26 protein-coding genes and 1 pseudogene are annotated in these 26860 nt (G+C 36.4%); 17 read left to right on the top strand and 10 right to left on the bottom strand.

All coding sequences use genetic code 11. The features are described from left to right. Positions 1-11 precede the first annotated feature (11 nt). From ACT9TX_RS03425 to rpsU, 7 genes are all read right to left on the bottom strand, one after another. Positions 12-440, bottom strand: coding sequence for a DUF4258 domain-containing protein (locus ACT9TX_RS03425; RefSeq protein ID WP_481336806.1), 429 nt, complete (start codon positions 438-440; stop codon positions 12-14). A 76-nt stretch (positions 441-516) separates the two neighbouring features. Beyond that, positions 517-903: a DUF423 domain-containing protein gene (locus ACT9TX_RS03430; RefSeq protein ID WP_481336807.1), complete on the bottom strand. Its 387-nt coding sequence runs from the start codon at positions 901-903 to the stop codon at positions 517-519. A 20-nt stretch (positions 904-923) separates the two neighbouring features. Continuing rightward, positions 924-1478 (bottom strand): shikimate kinase, encoded by a 555-nt coding sequence (locus tag ACT9TX_RS03435; RefSeq protein ID WP_481336808.1) that lies wholly within the window; start codon positions 1476-1478, stop codon positions 924-926. A 52-nt stretch (positions 1479-1530) separates the two neighbouring features. Beyond that, on the bottom strand, positions 1531-2715 hold the full coding sequence (locus ACT9TX_RS03440; RefSeq protein WP_481336809.1) for an acyl-CoA dehydrogenase family protein: 1185 nt from the start codon (positions 2713-2715) through the stop codon (positions 1531-1533). Positions 2716-2840: 125 nt separating this feature from the next. Next, entirely contained in the window at positions 2841-3140 is a 300-nt protein-coding gene (gene hpf / locus ACT9TX_RS03445) for a ribosome hibernation-promoting factor, HPF/YfiA family (protein WP_481336810.1), read from the bottom strand. Between the two features lie 150 nt (positions 3141-3290). Next, positions 3291-4193 carry a tyrosine-type recombinase/integrase gene (locus ACT9TX_RS03450; RefSeq protein WP_481336811.1) on the bottom strand — a complete coding sequence of 301 codons (903 nt, stop codon included), beginning with the start codon at positions 4191-4193 and terminating at the stop codon, positions 3291-3293. A 62-nt stretch (positions 4194-4255) separates the two neighbouring features. Further along, positions 4256-4600 (bottom strand): 30S ribosomal protein S21, encoded by a 345-nt coding sequence (rpsU, locus tag ACT9TX_RS03455; protein ID WP_481336871.1) that lies wholly within the window; start codon positions 4598-4600, stop codon positions 4256-4258. 26 nt (positions 4601-4626) lie between these two features. Here rpsU and ACT9TX_RS03460 point away from each other — a divergent pair, with 26 nt between their 5' ends. Further along, complete coding sequence (locus ACT9TX_RS03460) at positions 4627-5217, top strand: riboflavin synthase (RefSeq protein ID WP_481336812.1); 591 nt, start codon at positions 4627-4629, stop codon at positions 5215-5217. 63 nt (positions 5218-5280) lie between these two features. Here the strand turns inward: ACT9TX_RS03460 and ACT9TX_RS03465 are convergent, their stop codons facing one another. Beyond that, positions 5281-5988, bottom strand: coding sequence for a head GIN domain-containing protein (locus ACT9TX_RS03465; RefSeq protein WP_481336813.1), 708 nt, complete (start codon positions 5986-5988; stop codon positions 5281-5283). Between the two features lie 222 nt (positions 5989-6210). On the opposite strand from ACT9TX_RS03465, the gene guaA reads away from it, so the two are divergent. The 4 genes from guaA (at position 6211) to ACT9TX_RS03485 (ending at position 10391) form a co-directional block, all read left to right on the top strand. Continuing rightward, positions 6211-7749, top strand: a complete 1539-nt coding sequence (gene guaA, locus ACT9TX_RS03470) for a glutamine-hydrolyzing GMP synthase (RefSeq protein WP_481336814.1) — start codon at positions 6211-6213, stop codon at positions 7747-7749. A 95-nt stretch (positions 7750-7844) separates the two neighbouring features. After that, positions 7845-9005, top strand: coding sequence for a hypothetical protein (locus ACT9TX_RS03475; RefSeq protein WP_481336815.1), 1161 nt, complete (start codon positions 7845-7847; stop codon positions 9003-9005). Between the two features lie 158 nt (positions 9006-9163). Then, positions 9164-9337, top strand: coding sequence for a DUF2256 domain-containing protein (locus tag ACT9TX_RS03480; RefSeq protein ID WP_481336816.1), 174 nt, complete (start codon positions 9164-9166; stop codon positions 9335-9337). Between the two features lies 1 nt (position 9338). After that, entirely contained in the window at positions 9339-10391 is a 1053-nt protein-coding gene (locus tag ACT9TX_RS03485) for a ligase-associated DNA damage response exonuclease (RefSeq protein WP_481336817.1), read from the top strand. A 42-nt stretch (positions 10392-10433) separates the two neighbouring features. Here the strand turns inward: ACT9TX_RS03485 and ACT9TX_RS03490 are convergent. After that, positions 10434-10565: pseudogene (locus ACT9TX_RS03490) on the bottom strand (IS5/IS1182 family transposase); the annotation flags it as partial. Between the two features lie 511 nt (positions 10566-11076). Here ACT9TX_RS03490 and ACT9TX_RS03495 point away from each other — a divergent pair. Next, a complete protein-coding gene (locus ACT9TX_RS03495) occupies positions 11077-11223 on the top strand; it encodes a hypothetical protein (RefSeq protein ID WP_481336818.1) in 147 nt (48 codons plus the stop codon). 219 nt (positions 11224-11442) lie between these two features. Next, complete coding sequence (locus ACT9TX_RS03500) at positions 11443-12159, top strand: hypothetical protein (protein WP_481336819.1); 717 nt, start codon at positions 11443-11445, stop codon at positions 12157-12159. Between the two features lie 176 nt (positions 12160-12335). Here the strand turns inward: ACT9TX_RS03500 and ACT9TX_RS03505 are convergent, their stop codons facing one another. After that, positions 12336-13160: an alpha/beta hydrolase gene (locus ACT9TX_RS03505; protein WP_481336820.1), complete on the bottom strand. Its 825-nt coding sequence runs from the start codon at positions 13158-13160 to the stop codon at positions 12336-12338. Positions 13161-13299: 139 nt separating this feature from the next. Between ACT9TX_RS03505 and ACT9TX_RS03510 the strand changes: the two genes are divergently transcribed. The 10 genes from ACT9TX_RS03510 (at position 13300) to ACT9TX_RS03555 (ending at position 26813) form a co-directional block, all read left to right on the top strand. Beyond that, positions 13300-14253 (top strand): ATP-grasp domain-containing protein, encoded by a 954-nt coding sequence (locus ACT9TX_RS03510; RefSeq protein WP_481336821.1) that lies wholly within the window; start codon positions 13300-13302, stop codon positions 14251-14253. 103 nt (positions 14254-14356) lie between these two features. Next, the gene (locus ACT9TX_RS03515; RefSeq protein WP_481336822.1) at positions 14357-15460 is read left to right on the top strand and encodes a carboxylate-amine ligase; all 1104 of its coding nucleotides are present in this window, start codon (positions 14357-14359) and stop codon (positions 15458-15460) included. A gap of 368 nt (positions 15461-15828) precedes the next feature. Beyond that, entirely contained in the window at positions 15829-17955 is a 2127-nt protein-coding gene (locus ACT9TX_RS03520; protein ID WP_481336823.1) for an N-6 DNA methylase, read from the top strand. Between the two features lie 29 nt (positions 17956-17984). Further along, the gene (locus ACT9TX_RS03525; protein ID WP_481336824.1) at positions 17985-19424 is read left to right on the top strand and encodes a restriction endonuclease subunit S; all 1440 of its coding nucleotides are present in this window, start codon (positions 17985-17987) and stop codon (positions 19422-19424) included. Positions 19425-19974: 550 nt separating this feature from the next. Beyond that, positions 19975-20892 (top strand): carboxypeptidase-like regulatory domain-containing protein, encoded by a 918-nt coding sequence (locus tag ACT9TX_RS03530; protein ID WP_481336825.1) that lies wholly within the window; start codon positions 19975-19977, stop codon positions 20890-20892. Between the two features lie 146 nt (positions 20893-21038). Beyond that, on the top strand, positions 21039-22496 hold the full coding sequence (locus tag ACT9TX_RS03535) for a sodium:solute symporter (RefSeq protein WP_481336826.1): 1458 nt from the start codon (positions 21039-21041) through the stop codon (positions 22494-22496). Between the two features lie 104 nt (positions 22497-22600). Continuing rightward, entirely contained in the window at positions 22601-23251 is a 651-nt protein-coding gene (locus ACT9TX_RS03540) for an O-methyltransferase (protein WP_481336827.1), read from the top strand. Then, positions 23248-24378: a glucosaminidase domain-containing protein gene (locus ACT9TX_RS03545; protein ID WP_481336828.1), complete on the top strand. Its 1131-nt coding sequence runs from the start codon at positions 23248-23250 to the stop codon at positions 24376-24378. Before ACT9TX_RS03540 ends, ACT9TX_RS03545 begins: the two co-directional genes overlap by 4 nt. Before the next feature lie 33 nt (positions 24379-24411). After that, entirely contained in the window at positions 24412-24951 is a 540-nt protein-coding gene (hpt, locus tag ACT9TX_RS03550; protein ID WP_481336829.1) for a hypoxanthine phosphoribosyltransferase, read from the top strand. A gap of 107 nt (positions 24952-25058) precedes the next feature. Further along, a complete protein-coding gene (locus ACT9TX_RS03555) occupies positions 25059-26813 on the top strand; it encodes a vWA domain-containing protein (protein ID WP_481336830.1) in 1755 nt (584 codons plus the stop codon). Positions 26814-26860 lie beyond the last annotated feature (47 nt).

Here is a 26860-nt window from a genome sequence, read left to right on the forward strand (position 1 = left end):
CCCACCTTTCACTATTTACAATCACAAGCCCATTCGGTACCAATATCAATACAAGTTACAACGGTTACTTCATCTGCGCAGGGCGCAAATATTACGCGTAAATGTTGGTTGTCTTTACTATACCCTTCTACTGCATATTTCTTTCTACAATCCTCACCTTGTAGTTCACTTTTTTTATAATTGATTGTGCCATTTTCTAAAATATCTTGTATTTCAGAGGCATCAATGTGGCGGCAAGCCATTCTACATTGGGCATGTTTACTATAATTAATTTGCGATGGGTGTCTATTTAAACCACGAGGTTGTTTTACATCTGGCGCAACAACAGTTGTTTGCTTTTTTGAGGGATTGTTTGCTGTGGCAGATTGCTTACATTTTTTAATAGCCAACACTACTATTGCCAATACTATCAACAATAAATAAGGTACAAGTTTTTTCATGCTTGATTGATAGAAGGTTTAGAATTTATTTCTATAATCATATAATCATTGATGGCAAATGACCATTGACTATTGACTATTTGTATTTTACCCCAAGCGATAAACACAGCCAACCAATAATAAAAAACAATCCACCAATAGGTGTAATAGCACCAACCCATTCATAACCAATTATACCTTGCGCTGAAAAGTAGGTAAGCAAATACAAAGAACCACTAAAAAAGCCTATACCTAGCATAAATAAAATACCTGCTGCTGAAATTAGTTTGTTGTTAAATTCTTTGTAGATAAGGGCTGTAAGCGCTAAGGCAAATACATGATACACTTGGTAACGTACACCTGTTTCAAAGGTATTAAGCGATTGCTCGGTTAATATTTGCTTCAATTTGTGTGCAGCAAATGCACCCAACATTACCGATAAAGCACCTAAAAAAGCCGCTGTTTTTATATAGCCTTTATGCATGAATAGTTCGTTTAAAAGCGTTAATGTTTAATCAGTTTAATAAAGTCTTCAACAGTTGCTTGCGAGCCAATAATTGTATGGTGCGCCTTTTGGTAAAATTGTAATCTACTTGTTAATCTTTCTGCTAATGAGGCGTACAATTCGTCATCAGAAGTATTACTCACCAATGGCCTGTGGGCTTTTTCTTTTTGCAAGCGCTGCACCAATACATCAATTGGCTCATTAATAAAAACAGTAACCCCATGCGCACTCATCCAATCTATATTATCAAAAAAACAAGGTGCCCCACCACCACTAGCTACAATTAAATCTTTGTCACTTGCAGTTTGATGCAATACTTTTTGCTCTAGCAATCTAAAAGCAGCTTCACCTTCTGTGGTAAATATTTCTGAAATAGTTTTGCCAGCAGTTTGTTCTATCACGGTATCTAAATCAATCCATTTGCACTTAGTAGCAGCAGCTAATTGTTTTGCCCAATAGCTTTTACCGCTGCCCATCATGCCTATTAAATAAAGGTTGCCCCTAGCCCCAAAAGGGGGATTGGAAAAAGCTTTATTTTTAATATTATCATCCATTTTACAATTCTATTTTAAAAGCTAATTGCTCTCCTTTAGGGGCTGGGGGCTTCTACTTAAACGCATTGATACCAGTTATATCCATACCAGTAATTAATAAGTGTACATCATGCGTGCCTTCATATGTTAAAACACTTTCCATATTCATCATATGTCGCATGATACTGTATTCGCCTGTTATACCCATACCACCCAAAATCTGCCTCGCTTCACGTGCAATATTAGCGGCTAATTCGCAACTATTTCGCTTGGCCATACTAATTTGTGCAGGTGTGGCTTTGTCATTATTCATTAAAACGCCTAAGCGCCAAACCAGCAATTGCGCCTTAGTAATTTCTGTAATCATTTCAGCTAGCTTTTTCTGCTGCAACTGAAAACCAGCTATAGGTTTGCCAAATTGAAGTCGTTCTTTACTGTATCTTAATGCGGTATCATAACAATCCATTGCTACGCCAATAACGCCCCAAGCAATACCAAATCTAGCTTTTGACAAGCAACTTAATGGCCCTTTTAGTCCTTTTATATTGGGCAAAATATTTGCCTTGGGTACACGCACATCGTTAAAAACCAATTCACCTGTAGCACTTGCTCTCAAGCTCCATTTGCCATGCGTTGTAGGCGTTGTAAAGCCTGCCATACCACGTTCTACAATAATACCTCTTACCTCACCTTGGACGTCTTTAGCCCACACCACTGCTACTTGTGCGAAGGGTGCATTACTGATCCACATTTTAGCACCGTTTAAAATAATGTCGTCACCATCTTCTACAAAATGCGTCAACATACCTGCTGGATCGCTACCATGATTGGGTTCTGTCAGCCCAAAACAGCCTAACCATTCACCACTAGCTAGTTTTGGTAAATATTTTTGTCGTTGCTCTTCACTACCATAAGCATAAATGGGAAACATTACCAAGCTACCTTGTACGCTTGCAGTGCTACGAACACCGCTATCGCCACGCTCAAGTTCTTGCATCATTAACCCATAGCTAATATAATCTAAACCGCCACCACCATAGGTTTCAGGTATGGTAGGGCCAAAACAACCTAAAGAACCCAACTGTGGTACTATTTGCTGTGGAAATTCTGCACGTTGTGCATAGTCTTCTATAATTGGCGAGATATCTTTTTTTACATAATTGCGTACAGATTCTCTAATCAATTTCTGCTCGTCAGTTAATAATTCATCCAATAAATAATAATCGGGTGATTGAAATAAGTCAGTTTTGGTAGCCATTGGTGTTTATTAAGCGTTTGCAATAAAGAAAAGCCAATCTTTAATACCAAATTAACCGTTAATCAAAAAGAATGTTTTACTAGAAACAAAAAAGGCCTCTAATTGAGGCCTTTGAATTTTTTGGTTTATGCTGCAAGCTTTTCTTTTTTTCTCTTTATTTGATTGGTGATAGAATCTAAAGCATTTTCAAATGATTCTTCAAATGATTTTGAAGAAGATTTTACAAACAAATCATGACCAGGAATGTGTACTCTTATTTCAGCAACCTTATCCTTAATCGTGTGAACAACGTTATCGAGTTTTAAAAACACATCAACTTTTACAATCTTGTCGTGGAAAGTTGATAATTTTTGAACCTTCTTAGATACAAAATCTACTAGTTTGTCATCTGCATCAAAGTGTACTGTTTGAATGTTTACGTTCATGACGTTTCACGTTTTAAAAATGAAAAAATAATTGTGAAAGAACTTCAAGTAGAGCATTAATTCATAGGCAATAGTTGGGCATTTTTTCTAGTACTAATGTAAAACTTATTAATTGAAAAAATAACAAAAAGATAATTTTTTTTCAAAAATTTATGCTTTAGGATGCGCATTCTTGTACACATCTTTCAGCTTATCAATGGTGTTATGCGTGTACACTTGTGTTGCAGCCAAACTACTGTGACCAAGCAACTCTTTTACAGCATTTAAATCTGCACCATTATTCATTAAATGCGTAGCAAAACTGTGCCTTAGCACGTGTGGACTTTTCTTTTTTATGGTAGTAACAAGCCCAAGATTATCTTTTACAAATTGATATACGATCCTTGCCTGCAAAGGCTTTCCCTTACTGTTGGTAAATAAATTATCTACATTTGGCAACCTTATTGGCTTGCTATTTTCATAATCCAATAATTCACTCATTAACGCTTTGGCAATAGGAATAATGCGCTCTTTATTGCCCTTACCTAATACCTTTATTTGACTAAGCGATTCATCTAAAAAACTCGATTTCAAGCCAATTAATTCGCTTAAACGCATACCTGTTGCATAAAATAATTGCAATACCAGACGCTTGGTTTTTCCATCCCAATCATCGGTAAATTCAACGTGGCTAAACAAGGTATCTAAATGATTTTCTTGTACAAATTCAGGTAATCGTTTACTTACTTTAAGTGCAGAAATAGTGGTCATTGGTGTGGCTTGCAGTGCCCCAATTTTCATTTGATATTTAAAGAAAGACTTTAAAGATGAGGCTTTTCTGTTGATAGATTTAGCTTCTAACTTATCTCCTTTTAATTCGGCTAGCCAGCTACGTACCATAGCAGCAGTAATTTTTTCTAATGCTGGCGCATCGAATTGACTAGTTAAAAAAGCAAAAAATTGTGCTAAATCGTTTTGGTAAGAGGTAATGGTATGGGTAGAATATCGCTTCTCAAAGCTAATATAATCTAAAAAAGACTGTAAGGATGACTGATATATTTGAGTAGTAGACATAAAAAAGTAGCCTAAAGCTATACACTAAAGGCTACTTGAGTATGTTTGGGTATAAAAGGAAATTATCCTTCTATTTTTCCACTTGCTAACTGTTGCTTGTAGATTGCCTTTAAAACTTGGCCACGACGAACAACACTTGGTTTAGTGAACGTTTGACGTTCTCTTAACTGTAACAAGGTTTTACTTTTTTCAAATTTCTTTTTGTACTTCTTTAAAGCCTTGTCAATGTTTTCGCAATCTTTTGAATCGATAATAAGCATGATTAATATACCTCCTTTAGTGAAAAATTGGATTGCAAAAATAGATGAATCAATCAAACTGCCAAATTGTTTTTTATAAATGTTGATAGTTAATGCGTTTGCACCAATACTATTCACAAAAATTGCTGCTACAGAAGCGCCAAACACCAAACTTTCAAACTAATATTGCACCCATGTTTACAGGAATAGTTGAATGCATAGGCAAAGTTGAAGCAGTAACCACAAATGGTACTAATTATACATTTTGGATTAGTTCGCCCCTATCTATTCAATTTAAAATTGACCAAAGCGTAAGCCACAATGGTGTGTGCTTAACCGTTGAAGAAGTAGTAGAAAATCGACATCGAGTAACGGCAATTGAAGAAACCATTAAGAAAACGAATTTGCAGTTTTGGTCTGTTGGCACTACAATCAACATAGAACAATGCATGCAAATGAATGGTAGACTTGATGGTCACATTGTACAAGGCCATGTAGATACTACTGCTACTTGCATTGAGGCGCTTACACTTGAAGGCAGTTGGGAATACCGATTTGAATTTGACCCTCAATTTGCACATTTAGTAATAGAAAAAGGTTCTATATCTGTAAATGGTACAAGTTTAACTTGCTTTGGCGTTACCAAAAACAGTTTCAAAGTTGCCATCATTCCATATACTTATCATCACACAAGCATTAACCAAGTTTCAGTTGGTAGTATTGTAAATATTGAGTTTGATATTATTGGTAAATACGTAAGCCGAATGGCTGAATTGAAAAACTAATTTTGAGTTTATGAATTAGCAATAAAATTCGTGTAATTAGTGCAATTGCTTTAAAATTCGTGTTTACAACTTTCTCACTTCACCACTACCTGCTACTTTTTGAGTAACGGTTGCATTACCTGAATATAATACAGAACCACTACCTGCAACATGCGCATCTAATTTTACATCAGCAAATATTTTTGCATCACCACTACCTGCAATGTGAACTTCTGCATTTTCAGTTTTTAACTCCTCGCCTTTAAAGTTACCGCTGCCAGCTATTTTGATAGTGGCGTCTTTTGTTTCACCAGCAATTTTTATATCGCCACTACCAGCAATGCTTGCTTCTATTGTTGGTGTATTTACTTGAATATCAGCATCACCGCTACCTGCAAGGCTCACTTTCAATTTATCACTGCCAGTAAATTTACCTTTTGTAGTAATGTTACCACTACCAGCAAGCGATACAGCCTCTAAGTGTGGGGTTGAAATATAAACTGTTAATTTATTTTCAGTTGAATAATTAATATTATCTTCCATTTTTATCACCAAAAAACCGTCTTTCTTTTCTGTAATAATGTGCTTTATCAAATTATCGTCGCCTTCAACTTTAAATGAAGTTTCTGTACCAGGTATAATTTCTACATCAAAGCTGCCCACTGCTTTAATTTTCTCAGCACCACTAATGGTTCTTGTTTCAGTTTTTACTACACCACTACCTTTAATAGTTTCGAAATTGCAACTAACTAATACAGATATCACAAGCATTACAAAGAAAAATTGTTTCATTTTTTGTTGATTTGAAGTTTGAAGATAAGAAACAAGTTTCAAGTTTCAAGTTTCAAGTTTCAAGTTTCAAGTTTCAAGTTTCAAGTTTCAAGTTTCAAGTTTCAAGTAAACTCAAATGAGAGACTGATGGCTTAAATTGCGTAAAAAAACAAATTGACTATTGACTATTAACCATTTTACTTTCTTCTTCTTCCTTTATAGCGTTTCATTTACCTTCGCGGCATGACCGAAAAAATACTTATTCTCGATTTTGGAAGCCAGTTTACCCAGTTAATTGCTCGTTGTGTAAGAGAAGCCAATGTTTACTGCGAAATCATCCCTTACAATAAAAATTACGTAATTGAAGATAATTTAAAAGGAATTATTCTAAGTGGTTCACCTTGTAGTGTAAACGATGTTGACTTTCCTTCAGTTGACATTGCTGCTTTAAACAGCAAAGTACCAGTTTTAGGTGTTTGCTATGGTGCACAATTAACGGCTAAAACCTATGGTGGTCGTGTAGATAAAAGCAATAAAAGAGAATACGGTCGTGCCATTTTACAAACAAGAAATGGTGAAGATATTTTACTAAAAAATATTAGTCCTAACTCGCAAGTGTGGATGAGCCATAGCGATAGCATTGTGACCTTGCCAGAAGGTTTTGAGGTATTGGCAACTACAGAAAGCATACCTGTAGCGGCTTTCAAAAAAACAACCACCGATAGCTTTCCATTATACGGCTTACAATTTCACCCAGAAGTATACCACTCTACCGAAGGTAAAGTGCTAATTAAAAACTTTTTAGTGAGCATTTGTGGTTGTACCCAAAATTGGACGCCTGCATCTTTCATCAACGAAACAGTTGAAAAACTAAAAGCCCAAATTGGTGATGGCAAGGTAATTATGGCCTTAAGTGGTGGTGTTGATAGCACTGTTGCTGCTACTTTAGTAAGCCGTGCCGTTGGCAAAAATTTATATGGCATTTTTGTAGATAATGGGGTGCTGCGCAAAGATGAGTTTCAACAGGTACTTGATATTTACAAACAGCTTGATTTAAACGTAAAAGGAATTGATGCTAAGCAATTATTTTACGATGGTCTAAAAGATAAAACAGACCCAGAAGAAAAACGTAAAGTAATAGGTAAGTTATTTATTGATGTATTTCATGACGAGGCCTTAAAAGTTGAAGGTGCTAGCTTTTTAGGTCAGGGAACTATTTACCCTGATGTTATTGAAAGTTTAAGTGTTCATGGCCCTTCTGCTACCATCAAATCGCACCACAATGTGGGTGGTTTGCCAGAAAAAATGAACCTAAGTTTAGTAGAACCTTTGCGTTTATTGTTTAAAGATGAAGTAAGAAAAGTAGGTTTAGAATTAGGTATTCCTTACGATTTATTGTACCGCCATCCTTTTCCTGGCCCAGGCTTAGCCATCCGTATTTTGGGTGAAGTAACAGCTGAGAAAGTGAAGCTTTTACAAGATGCTGATGCTTTGTACACCAAGGGTTTAAAAGATTCTGGCTTGTATGATAAAGTTTGGCAAGCTGGCACTATTTTGTTACCTGTAAAAAGTGTAGGTGTTATGGGTGATGAAAGAACCTATGAGTTTACAGTAGCTTTACGTGCTGTTACAAGTGTTGATGGCATGACGGCAGATTGGGCGCATTTGCCTTACGAGTTTTTAGCCAATATTTCTAACGAGATTATTAATAATGTTCGTGGCATCAACCGTGTGGTGTACGATATTAGTAGTAAGCCGCCTGCAACAATTGAGTGGGAATAAAATAAGATTTGGGATTACTGATTTGGGATTTGAGATGTTATAAACTCAAAATAATGGAACAATATTTGTAAAATTTGCTTGATTAAAAACAACCCATGAAACTACATTTCTGTTGTGTCTTTACCCTTTTCATCTCTCTTTTCACTTTTTATGTACAAGCACAGCAGCAGCCTGTAAAAGTTGCCGTTTTTGCACCTATTTATACCGATAGCGCTTTTGATGGCGATAATTATAAACTTGGCAATAACAATTTACCCAAAGCTATTTTACCTGGCCTTGAGTTTTACAATGGCGTTATGCTCGCTGTTGATAGCTTAAAAGCCGAAGGCAAATCGGTTGAAGTATTGTTTTACGATAGCAAAGGCAGCGAAAGTATTTACACCATTATTCGCAAGCCAGAGTTTCAAAATATCGCCATGATTATTGCTTGCTTCAATAACCGTAACGATGTGAAACCCTTGGCTGACATAGCTTTGCACAGAAACATTCCTATCATTTCTGCTACTTTTCCTAATGATGGTGGCGTTACCGATAATCCCTTTTTTGTACTCATCAATACTGCTTTAAAAACGCACATCGAAGAAATTCACAAGTATGTTCAGCGCAACTATAGCACAAACAATATTGTATACGTAAAAAGAAAGGGGGCTTTAGAAGATATGTTGTTTTCTATTTTTTCAGCGAGCAATAAAAAAACAGCGTCGCTGCCACTCAAGTTTAAAACCATAGAACTCAACGATAATTTTACTAGCATCGATTTAAACGACCAACTAGATAGCATACGACAAAACTTGGTTATTTGTGGCAGCCTCAACGAAGCTTTTGGTGTAAATGTGGTAAAATCAATCAGCAGCGATAAAAATTATGCGGCCACAGTTGTCGGCATGCCCACTTGGGATGGCTTGAAAGAACTAGATAAATCAGATTGCAACAGCGTTACATTGGTCTACACAACGTCGTACAATTTTCCAAGAAACTTGCCTACCATCACCAACATTTCGCAAGCTTATAAAAACAAGTTATTTGCACGTCCAAGCGATATGGTTTTAAAAGGCTACGAAAGCATGTATCACTTTACCAGCTTGCTTTTGGCGCATCCTACCGATGTTATCAATCACTTGTCAGATAAGGCGTTTAAAATCTCAAATGACTTTATTATTGAGCCACAAAAAAGCACAACAGATCCTTCCAAAATCAATTACCTCGAAAATAAAAAAATCTACTTTATCAAAAAGCTAGATGGTATGTATAAGTAAGCTTTGTTGACCAGCTTTTGTCTACTATGTAACATCGTTGTAGCCTGTGGTGAGTTTACGAAGCATCTCACTTGTACGTTCGGTACTTTATTCAGCATTTTCACCCACACAACCGAACCAAGCTTTAAGCAAATTGTTGCTAACTCTAAAAGCAAAATATGCCCAAAGGCAATCCCAATAAATCTTACCTTCCTACCAAGCTTTGCATTGTTTGCAACCGACCATTTACATGGCGTAAGAAATGGGCTAAAAATTGGGACGAAGTAAAATATTGCAGCGATAAATGTAAACGCTCCCAACCCCCAAAGGGGGCAAAAAATAAAGTCCTTTAAAATGGAAAACGCTAGTAAAAATATTGACAGTTCTACAACACCCCCTTTGGGGGCTTGGGGGCAGCTTCTCACCTACACAGACAAAGGTTTGTATTGCCAGCAAGGCGGTTTCTATATCGATCCTTGGGCGGCTGTAGATAGAGCCATAATTACCCACGCACACAGCGACCATGCACGTTGGGGCAGCAAACATTATTTGTGTCACCATCTTACCAAACCTTTGCTACAACTACGTTTGGGCAATAATAATTATCAAAGTATCGGTTGGGGCGAACCAGTTTATATCAATGGTGTAAAAATCTCTTTGCATCCTGCAGGCCACATTATTGGTTCATCACAAATACGCATTGAATACAACGGTGAGGTTTGGGTAGTTAGTGGTGATTATAAAACTGAAAACGATGGCTTAAGTGGTGCATTTGAAGCCGTAAAATGCCACACATTTATTACAGAAAGTACATTTGGCTTACCCATTTACAAATGGCAGCCACAAGCAATTATTTACCAACAAATTCAACATTGGATTTTAGAGAACCAAGCCAATAATACAAGTTCTGTATTAATTGCTTATAGCCTTGGCAAAGCACAACGTGTTATTGAAGCAGTATCTGCTGTTACCGATAATATTTACGTCCATGGTGCTATTTGGAACACCCACGAAACCTTATTAAATACAGGCATTCATTTACCTACAGTAAAAAGAGTAACTACTGAAACAACAAAAGCTGAACTAAAAAATACAGTTATCATTGCTCCACCAAGTGCAGATGGTACACCTTGGATGAAAAAGTTTCAGCCCTATAAAGTAGGTGTGTGCAGCGGTTGGATGCAAGTACGAGGTAATGCCAGAAGACGCAATGTAGATGCAGGTTTTAGCCTAAGCGACCATGCTGATTGGCCAGATTTATTGCAAGCCATAAAAGCCACACAAGCAGAACGAGTTTTGGTAACACACGGTTTTCAAGCAGCACTTAGCCGATATTTAACAGAAACAGGTATTGAAGCTTACGAAATAAATATGCCGCTGATGGCAAGGACCGCTGAAGAGGAATAATGCTATGAGAGTTGCCAGTACCATTAGATATCTAATATAAAATTAATTTGCTAATTGGTAATTACAAATTGCAGCAATTAGGTTAATTCTTGGTGCAAAACGTTTTCTTCTATTTCCGCATTTTTGGGCCAATATTCTAAATATCTTCATAGTTAGGATAATATTTTCTATTACGCTTTTATTAAAGATAACTGCTGATTCTCTTTTTCTGTGCGTTTTTAAGCGGTATTTACTTTTACCTTTGATAGGTATTTTGCTATTAGGATGCTTGCGTCTGTTTTTGTAATAATAGACCAACAATGCATTTCACTAATGCCGTAGCTCTTACTGATGTTTAAAAAAGTACGATACTCTCGATATTACATAAGTAACATCAAAAGTTGGTCTTCTATTAACAATTTAGATGGCCTACCACATTTGGAATCCTTATAATACAATTGCTTGTAGTTGATACCAGGCAATGTTATCGCTACAGGTCTTCGGTTTTACATCAGTGAGGCGCTTGAACATCGCAGCAGAACAATTTGTTACACCTTTATATCGCATACCTATATGAACGAACAAAAATGTAAAATATTGAACGATAGTTTTTTTTAGAGGTCTAGTATTCAAAAGAGTGGCAAACTTGTAATTACCAAAATTACCTATTTTCCCAATTTGAAGTAGGACTAAGATTAAATGTTTTATGAAATTCACATATGCAGGAAAGGGATTTGATAAAAAGGTTGGTTGCTGCTTTTCTGATACACATAAAATTGGTCAGGCAATTGCCTTTAAGCATCAAGAGAGTACTGATATTTTTCTTTTTGAAAATGAGAAAATAGAGATATAACTTGTTGCAATGGCTATTTTATTTGTTTTTGGTATTTTTTAATGATTAAAGGTTTAAAACAAAAGTAAACACGCCTACACTTCAGCGCAATCTGCGTTATCTGCGAGCCAAAATTTCTCCACCCATTTTTATTTGGCAAAAAGAAAGCAGTGTTGTAAATTAGAACTAGAAAAAGTGCTGATTCAACAGCAATATTGTTTCACTACAAATGGTCTTGTTATGAAAACTTTATCACAAACCTGGTTTGCCGATGGCTATATTGATTTTGAGTTAAAAAAGTACACACTACTCGCCTATTTGCAAGAAATAGGTAAACATTTTAACGCCAATAAATTGTATCCCCAATTGGCAGATTTAATTTTTCATTATAACAATCTTATTGCGTTTAGAGAAAATAAAAAGTATTTGCAAGAGCAGTTTCCTAAGCGCTTAACAGGCATTCAAATACAGCAATTACAGATATTATACGAGAATATGATTGCTGATGATGAACTAATGGAAGAACTAGAAAGCATTATACACTATGCTGCTGGCACTATGCAGCATGCTATAAAAAGTGGCACCGAAATTTATGAATTTGTAGAGCAAAATTTAAGCATAGCTCCTGTTGGCATTATGCCTTTAGACCACCAAGAAGGCTATTTCTTTTTGTGCGAAGGCAAGGCAAAAAATACATGGGTATATCAATATAGAATGAGCATTTTTGAAAAGCACGATGATAAATACCGCACCATGAAAACCGAATTTGTAGATGTGTGGCAGCGCAATTTTGTAAACACTTACCAAAGCATTAAAACAGAATTGATAAAACAACGTAAAGCACTACCAAATCCTGCTGTATATGCGGTAGAAACCAATTTAACCTTCCCCATGGAAGAAACCTTATTACCAATAGCTAAGCGCAGTTTGGTAAGGTATATTAGTACAATTGGTTAGTGGTTTTGGGTTGAAATTTGGGGGTTTGCGTTAGTTTAAAAGTTTATGAGTTTAGAAGTAGTTTAAAAAGTTTGTAGTTTAAGTTTCGATTTACTGTTGAAGTATTAAAATAGAGAACTCAGTACGCTTTACTATAAACTTTTAAACTTTAAACTTTTTAACTGCTTTGCATTAAACTACAAACTCGCCTTCCTCCCCCAGCCCCATTGTAAAAATTGTGGTAAAGCTTCGGCCCAGGTAGGTACATCGTGTTTACCATTTTCAAGTAGTAAATAGTCAATGTGCGCATCGGTATAACCTTTGGCTTTTAGCTCTACAATAAGGTCTAAAGCATCGTCAATGCTATCAATTACACCATTATTATTTCTATCGGCTGTTTCGTCAAGCGCACCACATTGTACAAAAAACGTTAGCCAAGGGTAAAACATGCCTTTGCGTATTTGCAAGTGCATTAGTCTGTCATTTTCATCGTTATAGCCAGCATCGTAAGCCTTACGGCGCCACCACAAACTGCCACTAAACACACCTACTTTGTTAAACTCTGTGGCATTATTCCACACAATATCTAAAGCACTTAAACCACCCAAACTGAAACCTGCAAAAGCTTTGTCTTTAAAGTTGGGCACGTTAAAAGTTTTGCGAATAAAGGGCAGCAATTCATCAAAAATAAACTTGCTATACAAGCCAGCTTTGCTGCCAAGCCCTTGATAGTCGGCACTATACGCAGTACCATATTCGTTACGCCTATCATCACCACAATAAATACCTATGCACAGTAAAGGTTCTATCGTTTGGTTATCAATTAATTCTGATAAAATATTTTGAAAAGGCATTTTGGGTAAATCTTGCCCATCATTAATTAGTAGCAAGCTCATTTGCTCGGGCAACAAAATATTAGTGGGCAAATACGCATCTATGCGTACGTCTCTTTCAAGGTATTGTGAGTAAATATGGTGTTGTTCTATTACTATAGTTGGTAAATGCTCGCTGTGCTGTGTCATAGCTTTCAAAAATAAGGATTGTGGATTTTAAAATAATTCATCAATTTAGAGGCAACAACTAAGTTTTGTTTGCAAATGTTTATTTATATTGAACCCAAATAGTATAAACGCAATTCCTAAAAGATAAAAAACGCATCACATGAAGAAAATAGGCATTTTACATGGTAAAGAAAGAAGCTTTCCTGAAGCATTGGTAGAGCGGATTAACAGTAAAGGGATTGAAGGCATTACAGCCGAATCGGTTAAAATAGATAAGGTAATACAAGGCGAGTCATCTGGCTATGCTGTAATTATAGACAGGATAAGCCAAGACGTTCCCTTCTATCGTGCCTTTTTAAAGAATGCTGCATTGTGCGGTACGGCTGTTATCAACAACCCTTTTTGGTGGAGCGCTGATGAAAAGTTTTTTAATAATTGCTTATCTACCAAAATAGGTGTGCCAGTACCTAAAACGGCCATATTACCATCGTACAAATTACCAGATGATACTAGTGGCGAATCATTTAGCAACTTAGCATACCCACTAGATTGGAAAGGCATATTTGAGTATGTGGGCTTTCCTGCCTATATGAAACCATTTGCAGGTGGTGGTTGGAAAAACGTGTACAAGCTAGAAAGTATAGAAGAGTTTTACGAAAAACATGCAGAAACAGGGCAATTGGTAATGCTACTGCAAGAAGAAATTGTATTTACAGAATATTATCGCTGCTATTGCATAGGTGGTAAACATGTTCGCATAATGCCTTACGAGCCAAGAAATCCACACCATTTACGCTATGTGGCTGATTTTGCACCAAGTGCAGAACGCTTACAACAAATGGAAGAAATTGTACTCAAAATAAACCACTTTTTAGGTTATGATTTTAATACCGTAGAGCTTGCCATTCGTGATGGTGTGCCTTATGCCATTGACTTCTGCAATCCTGCACCAGATGCTGAACGCACAAGTGTAGGCGAAGAAAACTTTGCTTGGGTGGTAGAAACTTCGGCTAACTACGCCATAGAAAAAGCATTGGCACAAGTAGAAGGTAAAGACAACCTTACTTGGGGTGAATACATTAAAAGAAGCAGTGCTAAAATACCGTTGATTTAATTCAATTTGATAATATGATGATGTGATAATTCGATAATTATTAACCCGATAGCACATCACAAATCGTCACATCAGCATATTATCACATCATCACATTGATACTATGAACTATAAACATTTTACCCTAGGTGTTGAAGAAGAATACATGGTGCTAGACCCTGTTACAAAGGAACTAAAAAGCCATGAACAACGCATCGTTATTGAAGGGCAAAAAATACTACGTGACAAGGTAAAGGCTGAAATGCACCAAGCAGTGGTAGAAGTAGGTACAGATATCTGTGCCGATGCACACGAAGCATTTAAAGATGTAGCTGGCTTGCGTGGCAATATTGCACAAATAGCAGGTGACATGGGCTTGTGGGTGGGCGCAAGTGGTACGCATCCTTTTAGCCATTGGGGCAGCCAATTAATTACCGACCATCATCGCTACCACCAAATTGTAGATGAACTGCAAGATGCGGCAAGAAGCAATCTCATTTTTGGCTTACATGTACACGTAGGTATGGCAGATAGAAAAATGGCTATTCACATAGCCAATAGCGCTAGGTATTTTTTACCACATGTGTATGCATTAAGCACCAATTCACCTTTTTGGGAAGGTCGTTTAACAGGCTATAAATCTTACAGAACCAAAGTATTTGATAAGTTTCCACGCACAGGTATACCAGAATATTTTGAAAGTATTGAGGCTTACGAAAGCTATGTGAACTTGTTAATTAAAACCAACTGTATAGATAATGCCAAGAAAATTTGGTGGGATTTGCGGGTGCATCCTTTCTTCAATACCGTAGAGTTTCGCATTTGCGATATACCAATGACCATTAACGAAACCATTGCTATTGCTGCATTGTTTCAAGCTATTTGTGCCAAATTGTATAAGCTAAGAAGTCAAAATATGAACTTTATGATTTACCAAAGAGCCTTAATAAACGAAAACAAATGGCGAGCTAGCCGTTATGGGCTTGATGGCAGTTTAATAGATTTTGGGCAAGAAACAGAAATACCTACAAGAGCCTTGATACTAGAATTGCTAGACTTTATAGATGATGTGGTAGACGAATTAGGTAGTCGTCATTTTATCAACTTTATACACACCATGCTAGAACGTGGTACAGGCGCTGATAGGCAATTGAAAATTTACGAAGAAACAGGTAGCATGACAAGTGTGGTAGACTATATTAATAGTCAGTTTTTAACAGCAGACTAGTATTGTCATCCTGACGAAGGAAGGATCTGCAAAGAACAAACTGTCATCCTGAGTAATGAAGGATTTAAAGCCCTGCAAATTGCAGGGCTTTTTTATGCCATTTTCCTATACTGTTTTACTTTAGATTTGCGGCAGACAAAACATATTATTTAACGCATATAGCGTTGCTTAAGTTTCTTCTACAGTAAAACGACCAATTTTAAAAGAGAGAAGGAAACGGCACAAGCGATGCACTCGAGAGGGTGCATCCTTTGCTGTATTCTATTCTCTCGGGTGCTTGGTCGTACCTACTGTAGATAGAAAGGCGAAGGGTGTACCCTCTCTAATTTCTATAAAGCAGACAATTTAAGCAGCCACCTCTACTGCTTATGAACCTGATAGATATTCTTCAAAACTCTGCTTACAGTTTATCGCTTTTTACTAAACAAGAAATAGACTTTATTGAGGCAAACATCAAAGAGAAAGAAACTAAAAAAGGTATTGAACCTTATTTCTACTGTCAGGTACGCCTCAAAGAAATAAAACTAACACCAGAGGAAGTAGTAAGGCAATTGTACCTGTACAAACTCATTAACCATTACCAGTACCCTACTGGCAGAATAAAGCTTGAGTTTCCTGTAAACTTTGGACGAGAAACCAAACGAGCCGACATAGTAATTATGGATAAGCTTGACCCAAATGTTGCTTACATTTTGGTAGAAGTAAAAAAGCCTAAAGCCAAAGATGGTAGAGACCAACTAAAAAGCTATTGCCACGGTACAGGTGCTACTATGGGTGTATGGACCAATGGTGAAAGCATTACCTACCACCACCGCAAAAACCCCAATTATTTTGAAGACATACCAGAAATACCAAAAGCCACCGAGAAGTTAGAAGACATACTGCAACGCCCTTTTAAAATGGCAGATTTAGTACGTGAAGACAAGCTAAAAGAAAGTGGTAAAAGCTTGAAAGACTTGGTACAAGAAATGGAAAACGAGGTATTGGCAAATGCAGGTGTAGATGTATTTGAAGAAGTGTTTAAACTCATTTTTGCTAAGCTATACGATGAATATTTAGGAGCAAATGATGAAAGCCGAAACCTTGAATTTAGAAATACAGGCTTAAGCGATGCAGAACTAAAAGAAAAGATTCAACTACTATTTGACCGTGCCAACAAGAAATGGAATGGTGTATTTGAAACCAATGCTAAACTGAATTTAACCCCTTCTCACCTATCTATTTGCGTAAGTTCTTTAGAAACCGTAAAGCTTTTTAATAGCAACTTAGATGTAGTTGATGAAGCTTTTGAATACTTAATAGGTAAAAGTAGTAAGGGCGAAAAAGGACAATACTTTACACCACGCTATGTAATAGATATGTGTGTAAAAATGATGAACCCCACCGAGGACGATTATGTGATAGATACAGCAGCAGGTAGTTCGGGCTTTCCTGTACACGCAGTAATGCATGTATGGAAACAAATGTTTAAAAAGAAGGGCAAAAAAATAAGTCACTTATTCACCGCACAAGACAAGCCACAGTACTGTAAAGACTATGTAGTAGAAAAAGTATTTGCCATAGACTTTGACGAAAAAGCAGTACGTGTAGGCAGAACCCTAAACCTAATAGCAGGTGATGGACAAACCAATGTACTACACCTTAACACGCTAGACTTTAGCCGATGGAAAAACACCGTAGAAGAAGATAGTTGGGAGCATTATTTAGATGGCTTTAAACGCCTAAAAAAACTAAGACAAAGCACCAAAAACGGCAACGATTTTATGTACTTCAACTTTGATGTACTAATGGCTAACCCACCATTTGCAGGTGATATAAAAGAGAGCCAAATACTAAGCCGTTACGAGCTAGCTATGAAAAATGGCAAAGCCTCGCCAGCAGTAGGTAGAGATATTTTGTTTATAGAACGCAACCTTAACTTTTTAAAACCTGGTGGCAGGATGGCTATTGTATTGCCACAAGGCAGGTTTAATAACAGCAGCGACAAATACATAAGAGATTTTATAGCCGAGCATTGCCGTATACTAGCAGTAGTAGGCTTACATGGCAATACGTTTAAGCCACATACAGGCACTAAAACAAGTGTATTGTTTTGCCAAAAATGGGATGATGAACTTTGCCCTAAAACCGATGATTACAATATATTTTTTGCTACCCAACAATTAGAAGGTAAGAATAACAGTGGCGATAAATTGTTTTGGAAAAAGCAACAAAACCCTGTCATGCTGAGGAACGAAGCATCTGATGCAATAGGTAGATCCTTCGTTCCTCAGGATGACAATAGCCGTCAGGATGATAATGCGGTGATTGGGCAAACCACCACCATAGAAAAAGATGCTATTACCGACCAACACGGTCACCCGATAGTATACCACGATTTATTTGCAACCATTAACGAGTACGACGATAACACCACCGAGCAACTAACACCTGATGGCATTGCAGAAGCCTTTATAGAATTTGCCAAGAAAGAGCAGTTAAGTTTTTTCGCCTAAGCCCTTTTAACGAAGCCAAATACAAGGCATTGTTAGAAGGGCTGGAAGTGAGTGTGTTGAAGTTGAGTGAAGTAAATAAACTCAATGATAGATTTAGATTTGATGCCGAATTCTTTAAAAAGGAATATTTAAATATTGAAATTAAATTAGAAAGAAACAATTTTAAAAGGCTTACAGAGATTGATAGTAAAATAATTCATCCATCAGAAATCAAAAGAGAATATGTAGAAAATGATGGTGTATGGTTTTTTAGAACTCAAAATATAAGACCGTTAAAAATTGAAGAGTCAAATAATGTATTCATTTCCAAAGACGATGCTAAGCATCTATCCAAAAATTTAATCAAAAAGGGTGATGTGGTGATTACTCGAACAGGTGCAAACTTTGGGCAAACTGCATTGTATAATATTAATAAGGTAGCTATTGGCTCGTCTCATACATTCATACTAAGAAATACGTATTTTAAGCAAGCATATCTAGCAGTATTTCTAAATACAAAGTTTGGCCGGAAGCTTATTGACAAAGGGATGTACGGTGGTTTACAGCCAGAAATAGCACCTTATTATTTAAACAATATTCCAATTCCTGATTTTCAAATTACTTTTCAAAAAGAAGTCGAGAATCTGCTGAGAATGACTGAAGTTGCAACAGAAGAATCGGAAACGCAATACTATCAAGCCGAACAATTATTACTTAAAGAATTAGGCATTACTGAAACACTATGGCAAACGAAAGGCCTTGCCATCAATAACAAATCCTTTAAAGAAAGCTTTTCAGATAGTGGCAGATTAGATGCAGAATATTATCAACCTAAGTATGATATCATTCAAAATCATTTAAAACAATTTGAGCAGATAAAATTAAAAGACCTTGTTAGTACACCTATTACTAGCGGTTCAACACCAAAAGCAGGTGACAGCCAATATTATACTGATGCATCAGATGGTATTCCGTTTATTAGAGCAGTGGATATTGGCAACAATAGAGTTTCCTTAGATGATTTAAACTACATTAGACGCAATGTTCATGAAGGAATATTGAAGAAAACACAACTAAAACACAATGATGTATTATTTTCTATTGCTGGCACGGTTGGTCGCTGTGGTATTTTTGACCATGATGTAGAAGCTAATATTAATCAAGCTTGTGCAATTCTTCGTTTTAATGAGGATGTCATTAATCGCCTTTACTTAATCATCTTCTTTAATTCAGAAGTGGGGCAGCAAATCATTGAAAAATATGCAAGGCAAGGCGTACAAACGAATCTTAACATGGATGAAATTGGCAACCTGCAAATACCTGTACTAGACATGCATACTCAACAACAAATCGCCTCACTCATTCAACAAAGTTTTCAATTACGTAAGCAATCAAAGCATCTACTAGAAATAGCCAAGCAAGCTGTAGAAATGGCAATAGAAACAGATGAAACTACTGCAATGGCATTTATAAACGCTAATACAGATTAAACACCCCATCAGCAAGCTGCCACCCCTCTGTGGAGGGGAATTTGAACGCCGCACCAAAAATTTCCATCTTTTAAAGCGGTGGTCGTAGACTGGGTTGTTTTACCTATGTACCAAAGGCTAGATATGTTTCGCTAGCTTTTTAAGCCTAATTACAATAAAGTTATAGTAATAACAGCCAAAGTTGCCATAACTCGGCGGCAAGCAGTTGTAACTTTGTGGCGAGCAACTATAATTTTGTAGCGAGCAACAATAACTTTAAATCGAGTAATTGAAACTTTGTTACGAGCTACAATCACTTTTAAGCAAACTATTATAACTATTAATAGCGCCATTACAAATTTGCATCGAGCAAATACTTTTACAGTACGAGCATTATATTTTTTGTACTAATAGGTAGATATTTTTGATATACTTTTTTTAATCATTCAACTATTAAACTACACTATTTACCAGCCTATAATAATTATATAAATTTTAACGTCTTTTTAATATTGTTCCTCGTTATTTGTTTTTAGAAATTTATTATTTTTAAATACTAAAACTACAAAACATGAGTACACCAAATCAATTAACCAGAGATTTTAGTATTTCTGATGATGCGATGCTGCAAGATGGTCGCATAACACATGCCCAATTTGTATTAAACGAAGCTGATTTTATTGGTTTAGACGATGATTTTAAACCACCATATGCAGCTAACTGGCTTACTGCCATAGAAGCTGCAAGTAAAGCCCCTAAAGATGAACAAATTGTAGATGTACAAACAGGGCTTACAGCTACTGTAGATGCTTGCTTAGATGCTTGCCGCAGCCACTTTCAAGGCGCTAAATATTATTTAGAAAAAGCCTTTGCTAGTAAAGTGTGGGTACTAAACGAGTTTGGCTACGATAACTACGATGAAGTGCGACAAGTACCCGAAAAGATGATTACGTTTATGGATGTGTTTAGCACCACTGCTAACAAATACAAAGCAGAGTTGATAGCCGCCAAATACACCCAAGCTAAAATAGATGAAATAGCCACCAAAAGGCTAGCGCTGATAGATGCTAAAAAAGCGCAAGAACTAGGTAAAAATAGTCGCTTGAGCGCTACACAAAACCGTGTATTGCTACTTAATACGGCTTGGAGCTTTAGAACCAAAGTAGCCAAAGCTGCCAAAGTAATATTTGCCGATAACTATGCGAAGTATAAAATATACTTACTACCTGCTAGCGAAGAAGCTACAACTACCTACAGTATAGAAGGTACAGTAAAAGATAAAGCTACCGGCAAGGCCATAGCAGATGTACAAGTAAGCAATGGTACAGATACTGCCACTACCGATAGTAATGGTAAATATGGCTTTGCTAAACTAGCTAATGCAACTTATAACCTTACGTTTACATTGGGTGGCTACAAAACGGCCAATGTAGACGCTACATTTAATGGCACAACCCTATTAGTAGATATTGCTTTAGAGAAAGCATAGTTGCCCCTAGCCTTAAAAAAGGGAAACACATTTTTGGGCTTAATTAGAAATAAAAAAGTACGCCATACATTAATGTGTGGCGTACTTTTTTATATACGCTTCGCAAATAGGTTTTATCTTGTCGGCTAATTTTAATGTAGCTAACTATGAGTCCTTTAGTATTGTTTGCATTTGTAATTGCCTATTTTGCTGTATTACTTGGTGTGGCTTGGTACACGGGTAAAAACAGCAACAACGAAAGCTTTTTTATTGGCAATAAAAACAGCAATTGGATGTTGGTAGCTTTTGGTATGATAGGCACGAGCCTTAGTGGTGTTACGTTTGTAAGTGTACCTGGTGAAGTTGCTGTAAAATCATTTGCCTATTTTCAAATAACCATTGGCTATGTAATTGGTTACGCCATTATTGCGTTTGTTTTATTGCCGCTTTATTATCGCCTTAATTTAACGTCCATCTATAACTTTTTACATACAAGACTAGGCTTTAAATCGTACAAAACGGGAGCTTCATTTTTCATTTTATCACGTACATTAGGTGCTACTGCAAGATTATATTTAGTAGTAAAAATTTTGCAAGATGCGATATTAGAGAGCTTTGGTGTACCATTTTGGTTAACCACACTTATCATTTTAATTATGATTTTGCTGTACACATTTGAAGGCGGTGTAAAAACCATTGTGTACACAGATACTTTGCAAACCACTTGTATGCTTGCAGGCTTGGTGATTTGTGTGATATATATTTTAAACAATTTGCACCTTGGCTTTGCCGAAAGCTTAACCGTAATGAGCGAAAAAGGCTACACAAAAATCTTTTTTACAGACCCAAATAGTAAACTCTTTTTTGTAAAACAAATACTTGCAGGCGCATTTATTACCATCACTATGACTGGTATGGACCAAGAAATGATGCAGAAAAATATTTCGGTAAAAAGACTTGGTGATAGTCAAAAAAATGTGTTGACGCTTGGTTTTATATTAATGGCAGTATTACTACTATTCTTGTTTTTAGGTGGTTTATTGTATTTGTATGCAGAAAATCAGCAAGTAACCGCAACTGGTGATAAATTATTTCCAGAAATAGCTTTAAAACACATGCCACCGTTTGTGTCTATCATTTTTATTATCGCTTTAATTTCAGCCTTATTTCCTAGTGCAGATGGCGCTATTACCGCTTTAACGTCTTCTTTTTGTATAGATATTTTAGCCATCAAACGCAGAACAGATTGGGATGACGCAAAACAGAAAAAAGTGAGGCAAACAGTGCACTTAAGCATTGCCTTTATCTTTTTATTGTTTGTGATGGTATTCAAATGGATTAACGAGCCTAGCATGATTGGCGTTATTTTAAAAGTTGCCGCTTATACGTATGGGCCATTATTAGGCTTATTTACATTTGGCATTATTACCAAGAGAGCGGTTAATGATAATTTGGTGCCATTCATTTGCGTAGCAGCACCCATTATTTGCTATATTATTGACAAATACCAAAAGGAACTATTTGGAGGCTTTGAAATAGGCTTAGAGCTATTAATTATCAATGGCGGATTGACGTTTTTGGGGTTATTGGCGGTTTCACACAAAGCAAATACTCTAAACACATAGAAACATAGGAAACTAAGGAAAGCATAGAGATTACGTTTTTAATAACAACTATGTGTTCTCGGATTTATACTAATGTATCTATGTGTTAAAATATTACTCCCACAATGAATCAAATACTTATCCCAGAAATAGTAGAACAATATGCTGATGCAATGACGTCGGATGAAACCGGTTTATTGGAGCAAGTAAATGCAGATACGGTGGCTAAGCACCAACTACACCACATGCTGAGCGGTAAAGTGCAAGGCAAATTTTTAACATTTATCAGCCAATTGATGCAGCCAAAATATGTACTTGACATTGGTACATTTACTGGTTACAGTGCCCTGTGCCTAGCTATGGGCTTACAAAATGATGGCGAATTGCACACCATAGAACTGCGTGAAGAAGATGCTGCTACCGCTAAAACAAATTTTAACCAATTTAACGAGCATAAAAAAATACATTTGCACCTTGGTAAAGCGCTAGATATTATTCCAACATTACCCTACAAATGGGATTTGGTATTTATTGATGCTGATAAAACAGGTTATATAGATTACTACGAAATGGTATTGCCGCTATTAAACGATAATGGTTTGATAATAGCTGACAATGTACTATTTCATGGTCAAGTACTAGAAGAACCTTTAAAAAGCAAAAGTGCCAAAGCCATTGCTGCATTTAACGCACATATTGCAGCAGATAAACGTGTAGAACAAGTAATGCTAACAGTAAGAGACGGCTTGCTATTGATAAAAAAAGTACCCCAATGATGAAACAATTCTTAACGATTTTTCTTGCTACGATTGCGCTTGCAGCCACCGCGCAAAAAGAAAAAGCCTACAACTATATTACACAATATAAAGACATTGCCATTGCAGAAATGCAACGTAGCGGTGTACCTGCGTCTATCACGTTGGCACAAGGCATTTTAGAATCTTCTTACGGCGAAAGCGATTTGTGCAAAAACTCAAACAACCATTTTGGTATAAAATGCAAAACAGAATGGACGGGCGAAAAAGTGTATCATGATGACGATACCAAACAAGAATGTTTTAGAAGTTATCCATCGGCGGCTGAATCTTACAAAGACCATTCTAATTTTTTAAGAACAAGAACTTGGTACGATTTCTTGTTTAAACTAGACCCAACAGATTATGCAGCTTGGGCAAAAGGTTTAAAAAAAGCTGGCTACGCTACCGAAAGAGATTATCCGCAAAAATTAATTAAAGTTATTAATGATTATAACCTCAATCAATACACTTTAATTGCTTTAAATAAATTATCAAATAGCAATCAAACCCTTGCTAGTACTGCAAAAGAAGAGATTTATGAAGATACCACCACAGCACCTGAATTGGTAATTAAAATCTCATCCAAGCAACTGAAAGAAAACCAACAAAAACGTGCCGAAGGCTTAGAGGAAGATTCTGTAATTATCATTAACCCTAATGCAACAGTAGCTAAAGCCATTGCTGAAAAAAAGAAAGTCACCTATCCTGAAGGTATATTTACTATTAACCACAGCAAAGTAATTTACGCAAAAGAAGGCACTTCTCTCCTATCATTGGCCAAGCAATACGATATTTCGTTAGCTAAATTGATTGAGTTTAACGACATGGAAGAAGAAGAAATTCTAGCTACTGACAAACTGATTTTTATTGAAAGAAAATTAACCAAAGGTGCTACAGATTTTCACGTAGTAAAACCGAATGAAACTCTGTATGACATTTGCCAAACCGAAGGTGTACGATTAGATAAATTAGCCGAGTACAATAGCCTAAAGAAAAATATGCAACCTGCCGTTGGCGAAAAAATATATTTACGAAATAATGCGCCTGTTGCACCAAAAACAATGGCGCAGAGCAATGTACAAAGTAGTTCATTATCAACTAATTAATACCAAAAACCTACATTACTAAACGCATTTTTTATGAGTCATTCCATCACGCTTTACGATAAAACATTTGTACCATTTATTAGCGCAGCAGAAATTCAAGAAAAAATAAAAGTGCTTGCAGCAGACTTAACAAGAGATTATGCTGGCAAAAAACCTTTGTTTATTTCTGTATTAAATGGCTCGTTTATTTTTAGTGCTGATTTGTTTAAAGAAATTGAATTTGAAGCAGAAATTTGCTTTATTAAACTGGCTTCTTACAAAGGCACACAATCTACAGGCCATGTGGTTACTGCAATTGGTTTAGATATAAACCTTACAGATAGACACGTGATTGTGCTTGAAGACATCATTGACACGGGCAAAACCTTACACCAATTTTTACCACAATTGGTTAATCAACAACCTGCATCATTGAAAATTGCAGTATTGCTACACAAACCAGAAGCGCAGCAATACCCTGTAAACATTGATTATTGTTGCTTTACCATACCCAACAAGTTTGTACTTGGCTATGGCTTAGATTACGATGGCTTGGGCAGAAATATTCGAGAAATTTATCAGCTTAGTGAGTAATTTATTCCTAAGGTTTTCTTAATTTCACAAGTACAAAACTCTTAAAAACGCTTACTGTAAGATTTTTGCTTATTTCTGCTTTTCCGTTACTAAAAAGTGTACTGTAAATGAAGCAATTACTACTAATACTGCTATTTGCTGTTGCTATGCATAGCAACGGTTTAGGTCAATATTATGTAAGAGGCCAAGTAAAAGATGAAAAAGGCAGACCATTAACTGGTGTACTCATTAAATTATATTCTAAAGGAAATCTACAATTTTTTAGTGGTGATAATGGCTTATTTGGCATTCCATCCAATAGACAAATTGATAGCATTACGCTTAGTTTTGATGGCTTTGAAACCCTTCACGAAGCCATAGAAACGCAGAAATACCAAAATTTGATGCTTAAAATGCTAGCTGCCACTGCTAGCCTGATGAAAAACAAACTAGCGTCAATTACGAAAAACCTTTCTCCTAATCAGCAAATAACCTTTTTAAGTACCATTGGCGAAAGCTATACTAGCTTTATAGAAAACAGCTTCATTGCGGCCAAAAATTATCCCGAAACAGGCTTTGCATTAAATATTGATAGAGCTTCTTATAGCAATATCAGACGGTTTTTAAACAACGAATTAACTGTACCAAATAACGCCGTACGCATTGAAGAAATGCTCAACTACTTCAATTTATCGCTTGATAAAAAACCTAATAGTACACAACAATTTACCTGTAATACCGCAGTGACTACTTGCCCTTGGCAGCCAAACAATCACTTGGTTTTCATCAACTTAAACGCACCCAAACTTAATTTAAATAGTGTACCACCAAGCAATTTGGTGTTTTTAATAGATGTTTCAGGTAGTATGGATAAGCCCAATCGTCTACCACTGCTACAAGCGGGTTTTAAATTATTGGCTAAAAATTTACGTCCACTTGATAAGCTATCCATTGTTACCTATGGTGGTAATGTATCGGTGCCATTACCACCCACAGATGGCAGTGAAATAGACAAGATAAACGAAGTGATAGACTCATTAACCGCTAGTGGCGATAGCCCAGGCGAAGGTGCCATAAGAACTGCTTATGCCATAGCAAAATCTACTTTTATTCCTAATGGCAATAACCGCATTATACTAGCTACCGATGGCGATTTTAACGTAGGGCAAACAAGCGATAAAGACCTAGAAGACATGATTACCATTCAGCGTCAAAGTGGTATTTATTTAACCTGCCTTGGTGTAGGCATGGGTAATTATAAAGACAGTAAATTAGAAACGCTAGCCAAAAAAGGGAACGGCAATTTTGCTTACTTGGATAATGCCGCTGAAGCAGAAAAAGTGTTGGTTACTGAATTTACTAAAACTATTTACACAGTTGCGAATGATGCCTACGTAAATGTTGCCTTTAACGAAGCAAAAATTAAACGCTATCGCTTAATAGGTTTTGATAATAAAAAAGAAGCTATTGCAGATGCTAGTAGTAAGGTTGAAGGTGGTGAGGTAGGTAGTGGGCATAATTTAATAGCCATTTTTGAAGTAGAACCTAGAGATACCATTGCAAGCACACCTATTGCTACTGTAGAATTGCAATACAAACTTTCTGCAACTGCCAAAAGCGAAGCCCAAACTTTTGCAATAACATTTTTTAAACAAGATTTGGCAACTGCGCCACCAACACTTCGTTTTGCTACGTCTGTTGCTATGTTTGGGGCACTTTTGAAAAACTCTAATTTCTCTAAAAACTACACGTTTACAGATGTACTTGCGCTTGCCAATACTGCTGCCGATAAAAGCAATTTTTCACAACAAGAATTTATTAGTCTTGTACAAAAAGCAGAACGCATTTATCTGCCAATGAAAAAGAAAAAGAAGGCGAACTAGTTGCATGATTCATGGTTTGAAACAACTAGGTACGAATCTTTATTTAC

It is taken from the genome of Parasediminibacterium sp. HNIBRBA5674, assembly GCF_056745525.1.

What these genes read in the sequence shown, in the direction of transcription:
- ACT9TX_RS03465 (WP_481336813.1), bottom strand. Translation starts at nt 5,988, where the DNA reads ATGAAACAATTTTTCTTTGTAATGCTTGTGATATCTGTATTAGTTAGT.
- ACT9TX_RS03450 (WP_481336811.1), bottom strand. Translation starts at nt 4,193, where the DNA reads ATGTCTACTACTCAAATATATCAGTCATCCTTACAGTCTTTTTTAGAT.
- ACT9TX_RS03540 (WP_481336827.1), top strand. Translation starts at nt 22,601, where the DNA reads ATGAATCAAATACTTATCCCAGAAATAGTAGAACAATATGCTGATGCA.
- ACT9TX_RS03485 (WP_481336817.1), top strand. Translation starts at nt 9,339, where the DNA reads ATGGAAAACGCTAGTAAAAATATTGACAGTTCTACAACACCCCCTTTG.
- hpt (WP_481336829.1), top strand. Translation starts at nt 24,412, where the DNA reads ATGAGTCATTCCATCACGCTTTACGATAAAACATTTGTACCATTTATT.
- ACT9TX_RS03425 (WP_481336806.1), bottom strand. Translation starts at nt 440, where the DNA reads ATGAAAAAACTTGTACCTTATTTATTGTTGATAGTATTGGCAATAGTA.
- ACT9TX_RS03545 (WP_481336828.1), top strand. Translation starts at nt 23,248, where the DNA reads ATGATGAAACAATTCTTAACGATTTTTCTTGCTACGATTGCGCTTGCA.
- ACT9TX_RS03515 (WP_481336822.1), top strand. Translation starts at nt 14,357, where the DNA reads ATGAACTATAAACATTTTACCCTAGGTGTTGAAGAAGAATACATGGTG.
- hpf (WP_481336810.1), bottom strand. Translation starts at nt 3,140, where the DNA reads ATGAACGTAAACATTCAAACAGTACACTTTGATGCAGATGACAAACTA.
- ACT9TX_RS03535 (WP_481336826.1), top strand. Translation starts at nt 21,039, where the DNA reads ATGAGTCCTTTAGTATTGTTTGCATTTGTAATTGCCTATTTTGCTGTA.
- ACT9TX_RS03475 (WP_481336815.1), top strand. Translation starts at nt 7,845, where the DNA reads ATGAAACTACATTTCTGTTGTGTCTTTACCCTTTTCATCTCTCTTTTC.
- ACT9TX_RS03510 (WP_481336821.1), top strand. Translation starts at nt 13,300, where the DNA reads ATGAAGAAAATAGGCATTTTACATGGTAAAGAAAGAAGCTTTCCTGAA.
- ACT9TX_RS03435 (WP_481336808.1), bottom strand. Translation starts at nt 1,478, where the DNA reads ATGGATGATAATATTAAAAATAAAGCTTTTTCCAATCCCCCTTTTGGG.
- ACT9TX_RS03495 (WP_481336818.1), top strand. Translation starts at nt 11,077, where the DNA reads ATGAAATTCACATATGCAGGAAAGGGATTTGATAAAAAGGTTGGTTGC.
- ACT9TX_RS03440 (WP_481336809.1), bottom strand. Translation starts at nt 2,715, where the DNA reads ATGGCTACCAAAACTGACTTATTTCAATCACCCGATTATTATTTATTG.
- ACT9TX_RS03505 (WP_481336820.1), bottom strand. Translation starts at nt 13,160, where the DNA reads ATGACACAGCACAGCGAGCATTTACCAACTATAGTAATAGAACAACAC.
- ACT9TX_RS03555 (WP_481336830.1), top strand. Translation starts at nt 25,059, where the DNA reads ATGAAGCAATTACTACTAATACTGCTATTTGCTGTTGCTATGCATAGC.
- ACT9TX_RS03500 (WP_481336819.1), top strand. Translation starts at nt 11,443, where the DNA reads ATGAAAACTTTATCACAAACCTGGTTTGCCGATGGCTATATTGATTTT.
- ACT9TX_RS03430 (WP_481336807.1), bottom strand. Translation starts at nt 903, where the DNA reads ATGCATAAAGGCTATATAAAAACAGCGGCTTTTTTAGGTGCTTTATCG.
- ACT9TX_RS03520 (WP_481336823.1), top strand. Translation starts at nt 15,829, where the DNA reads ATGAACCTGATAGATATTCTTCAAAACTCTGCTTACAGTTTATCGCTT.
- ACT9TX_RS03460 (WP_481336812.1), top strand. Translation starts at nt 4,627, where the DNA reads ATGTTTACAGGAATAGTTGAATGCATAGGCAAAGTTGAAGCAGTAACC.
- ACT9TX_RS03530 (WP_481336825.1), top strand. Translation starts at nt 19,975, where the DNA reads ATGAGTACACCAAATCAATTAACCAGAGATTTTAGTATTTCTGATGAT.
- guaA (WP_481336814.1), top strand. Translation starts at nt 6,211, where the DNA reads ATGACCGAAAAAATACTTATTCTCGATTTTGGAAGCCAGTTTACCCAG.
- ACT9TX_RS03480 (WP_481336816.1), top strand. Translation starts at nt 9,164, where the DNA reads ATGCCCAAAGGCAATCCCAATAAATCTTACCTTCCTACCAAGCTTTGC.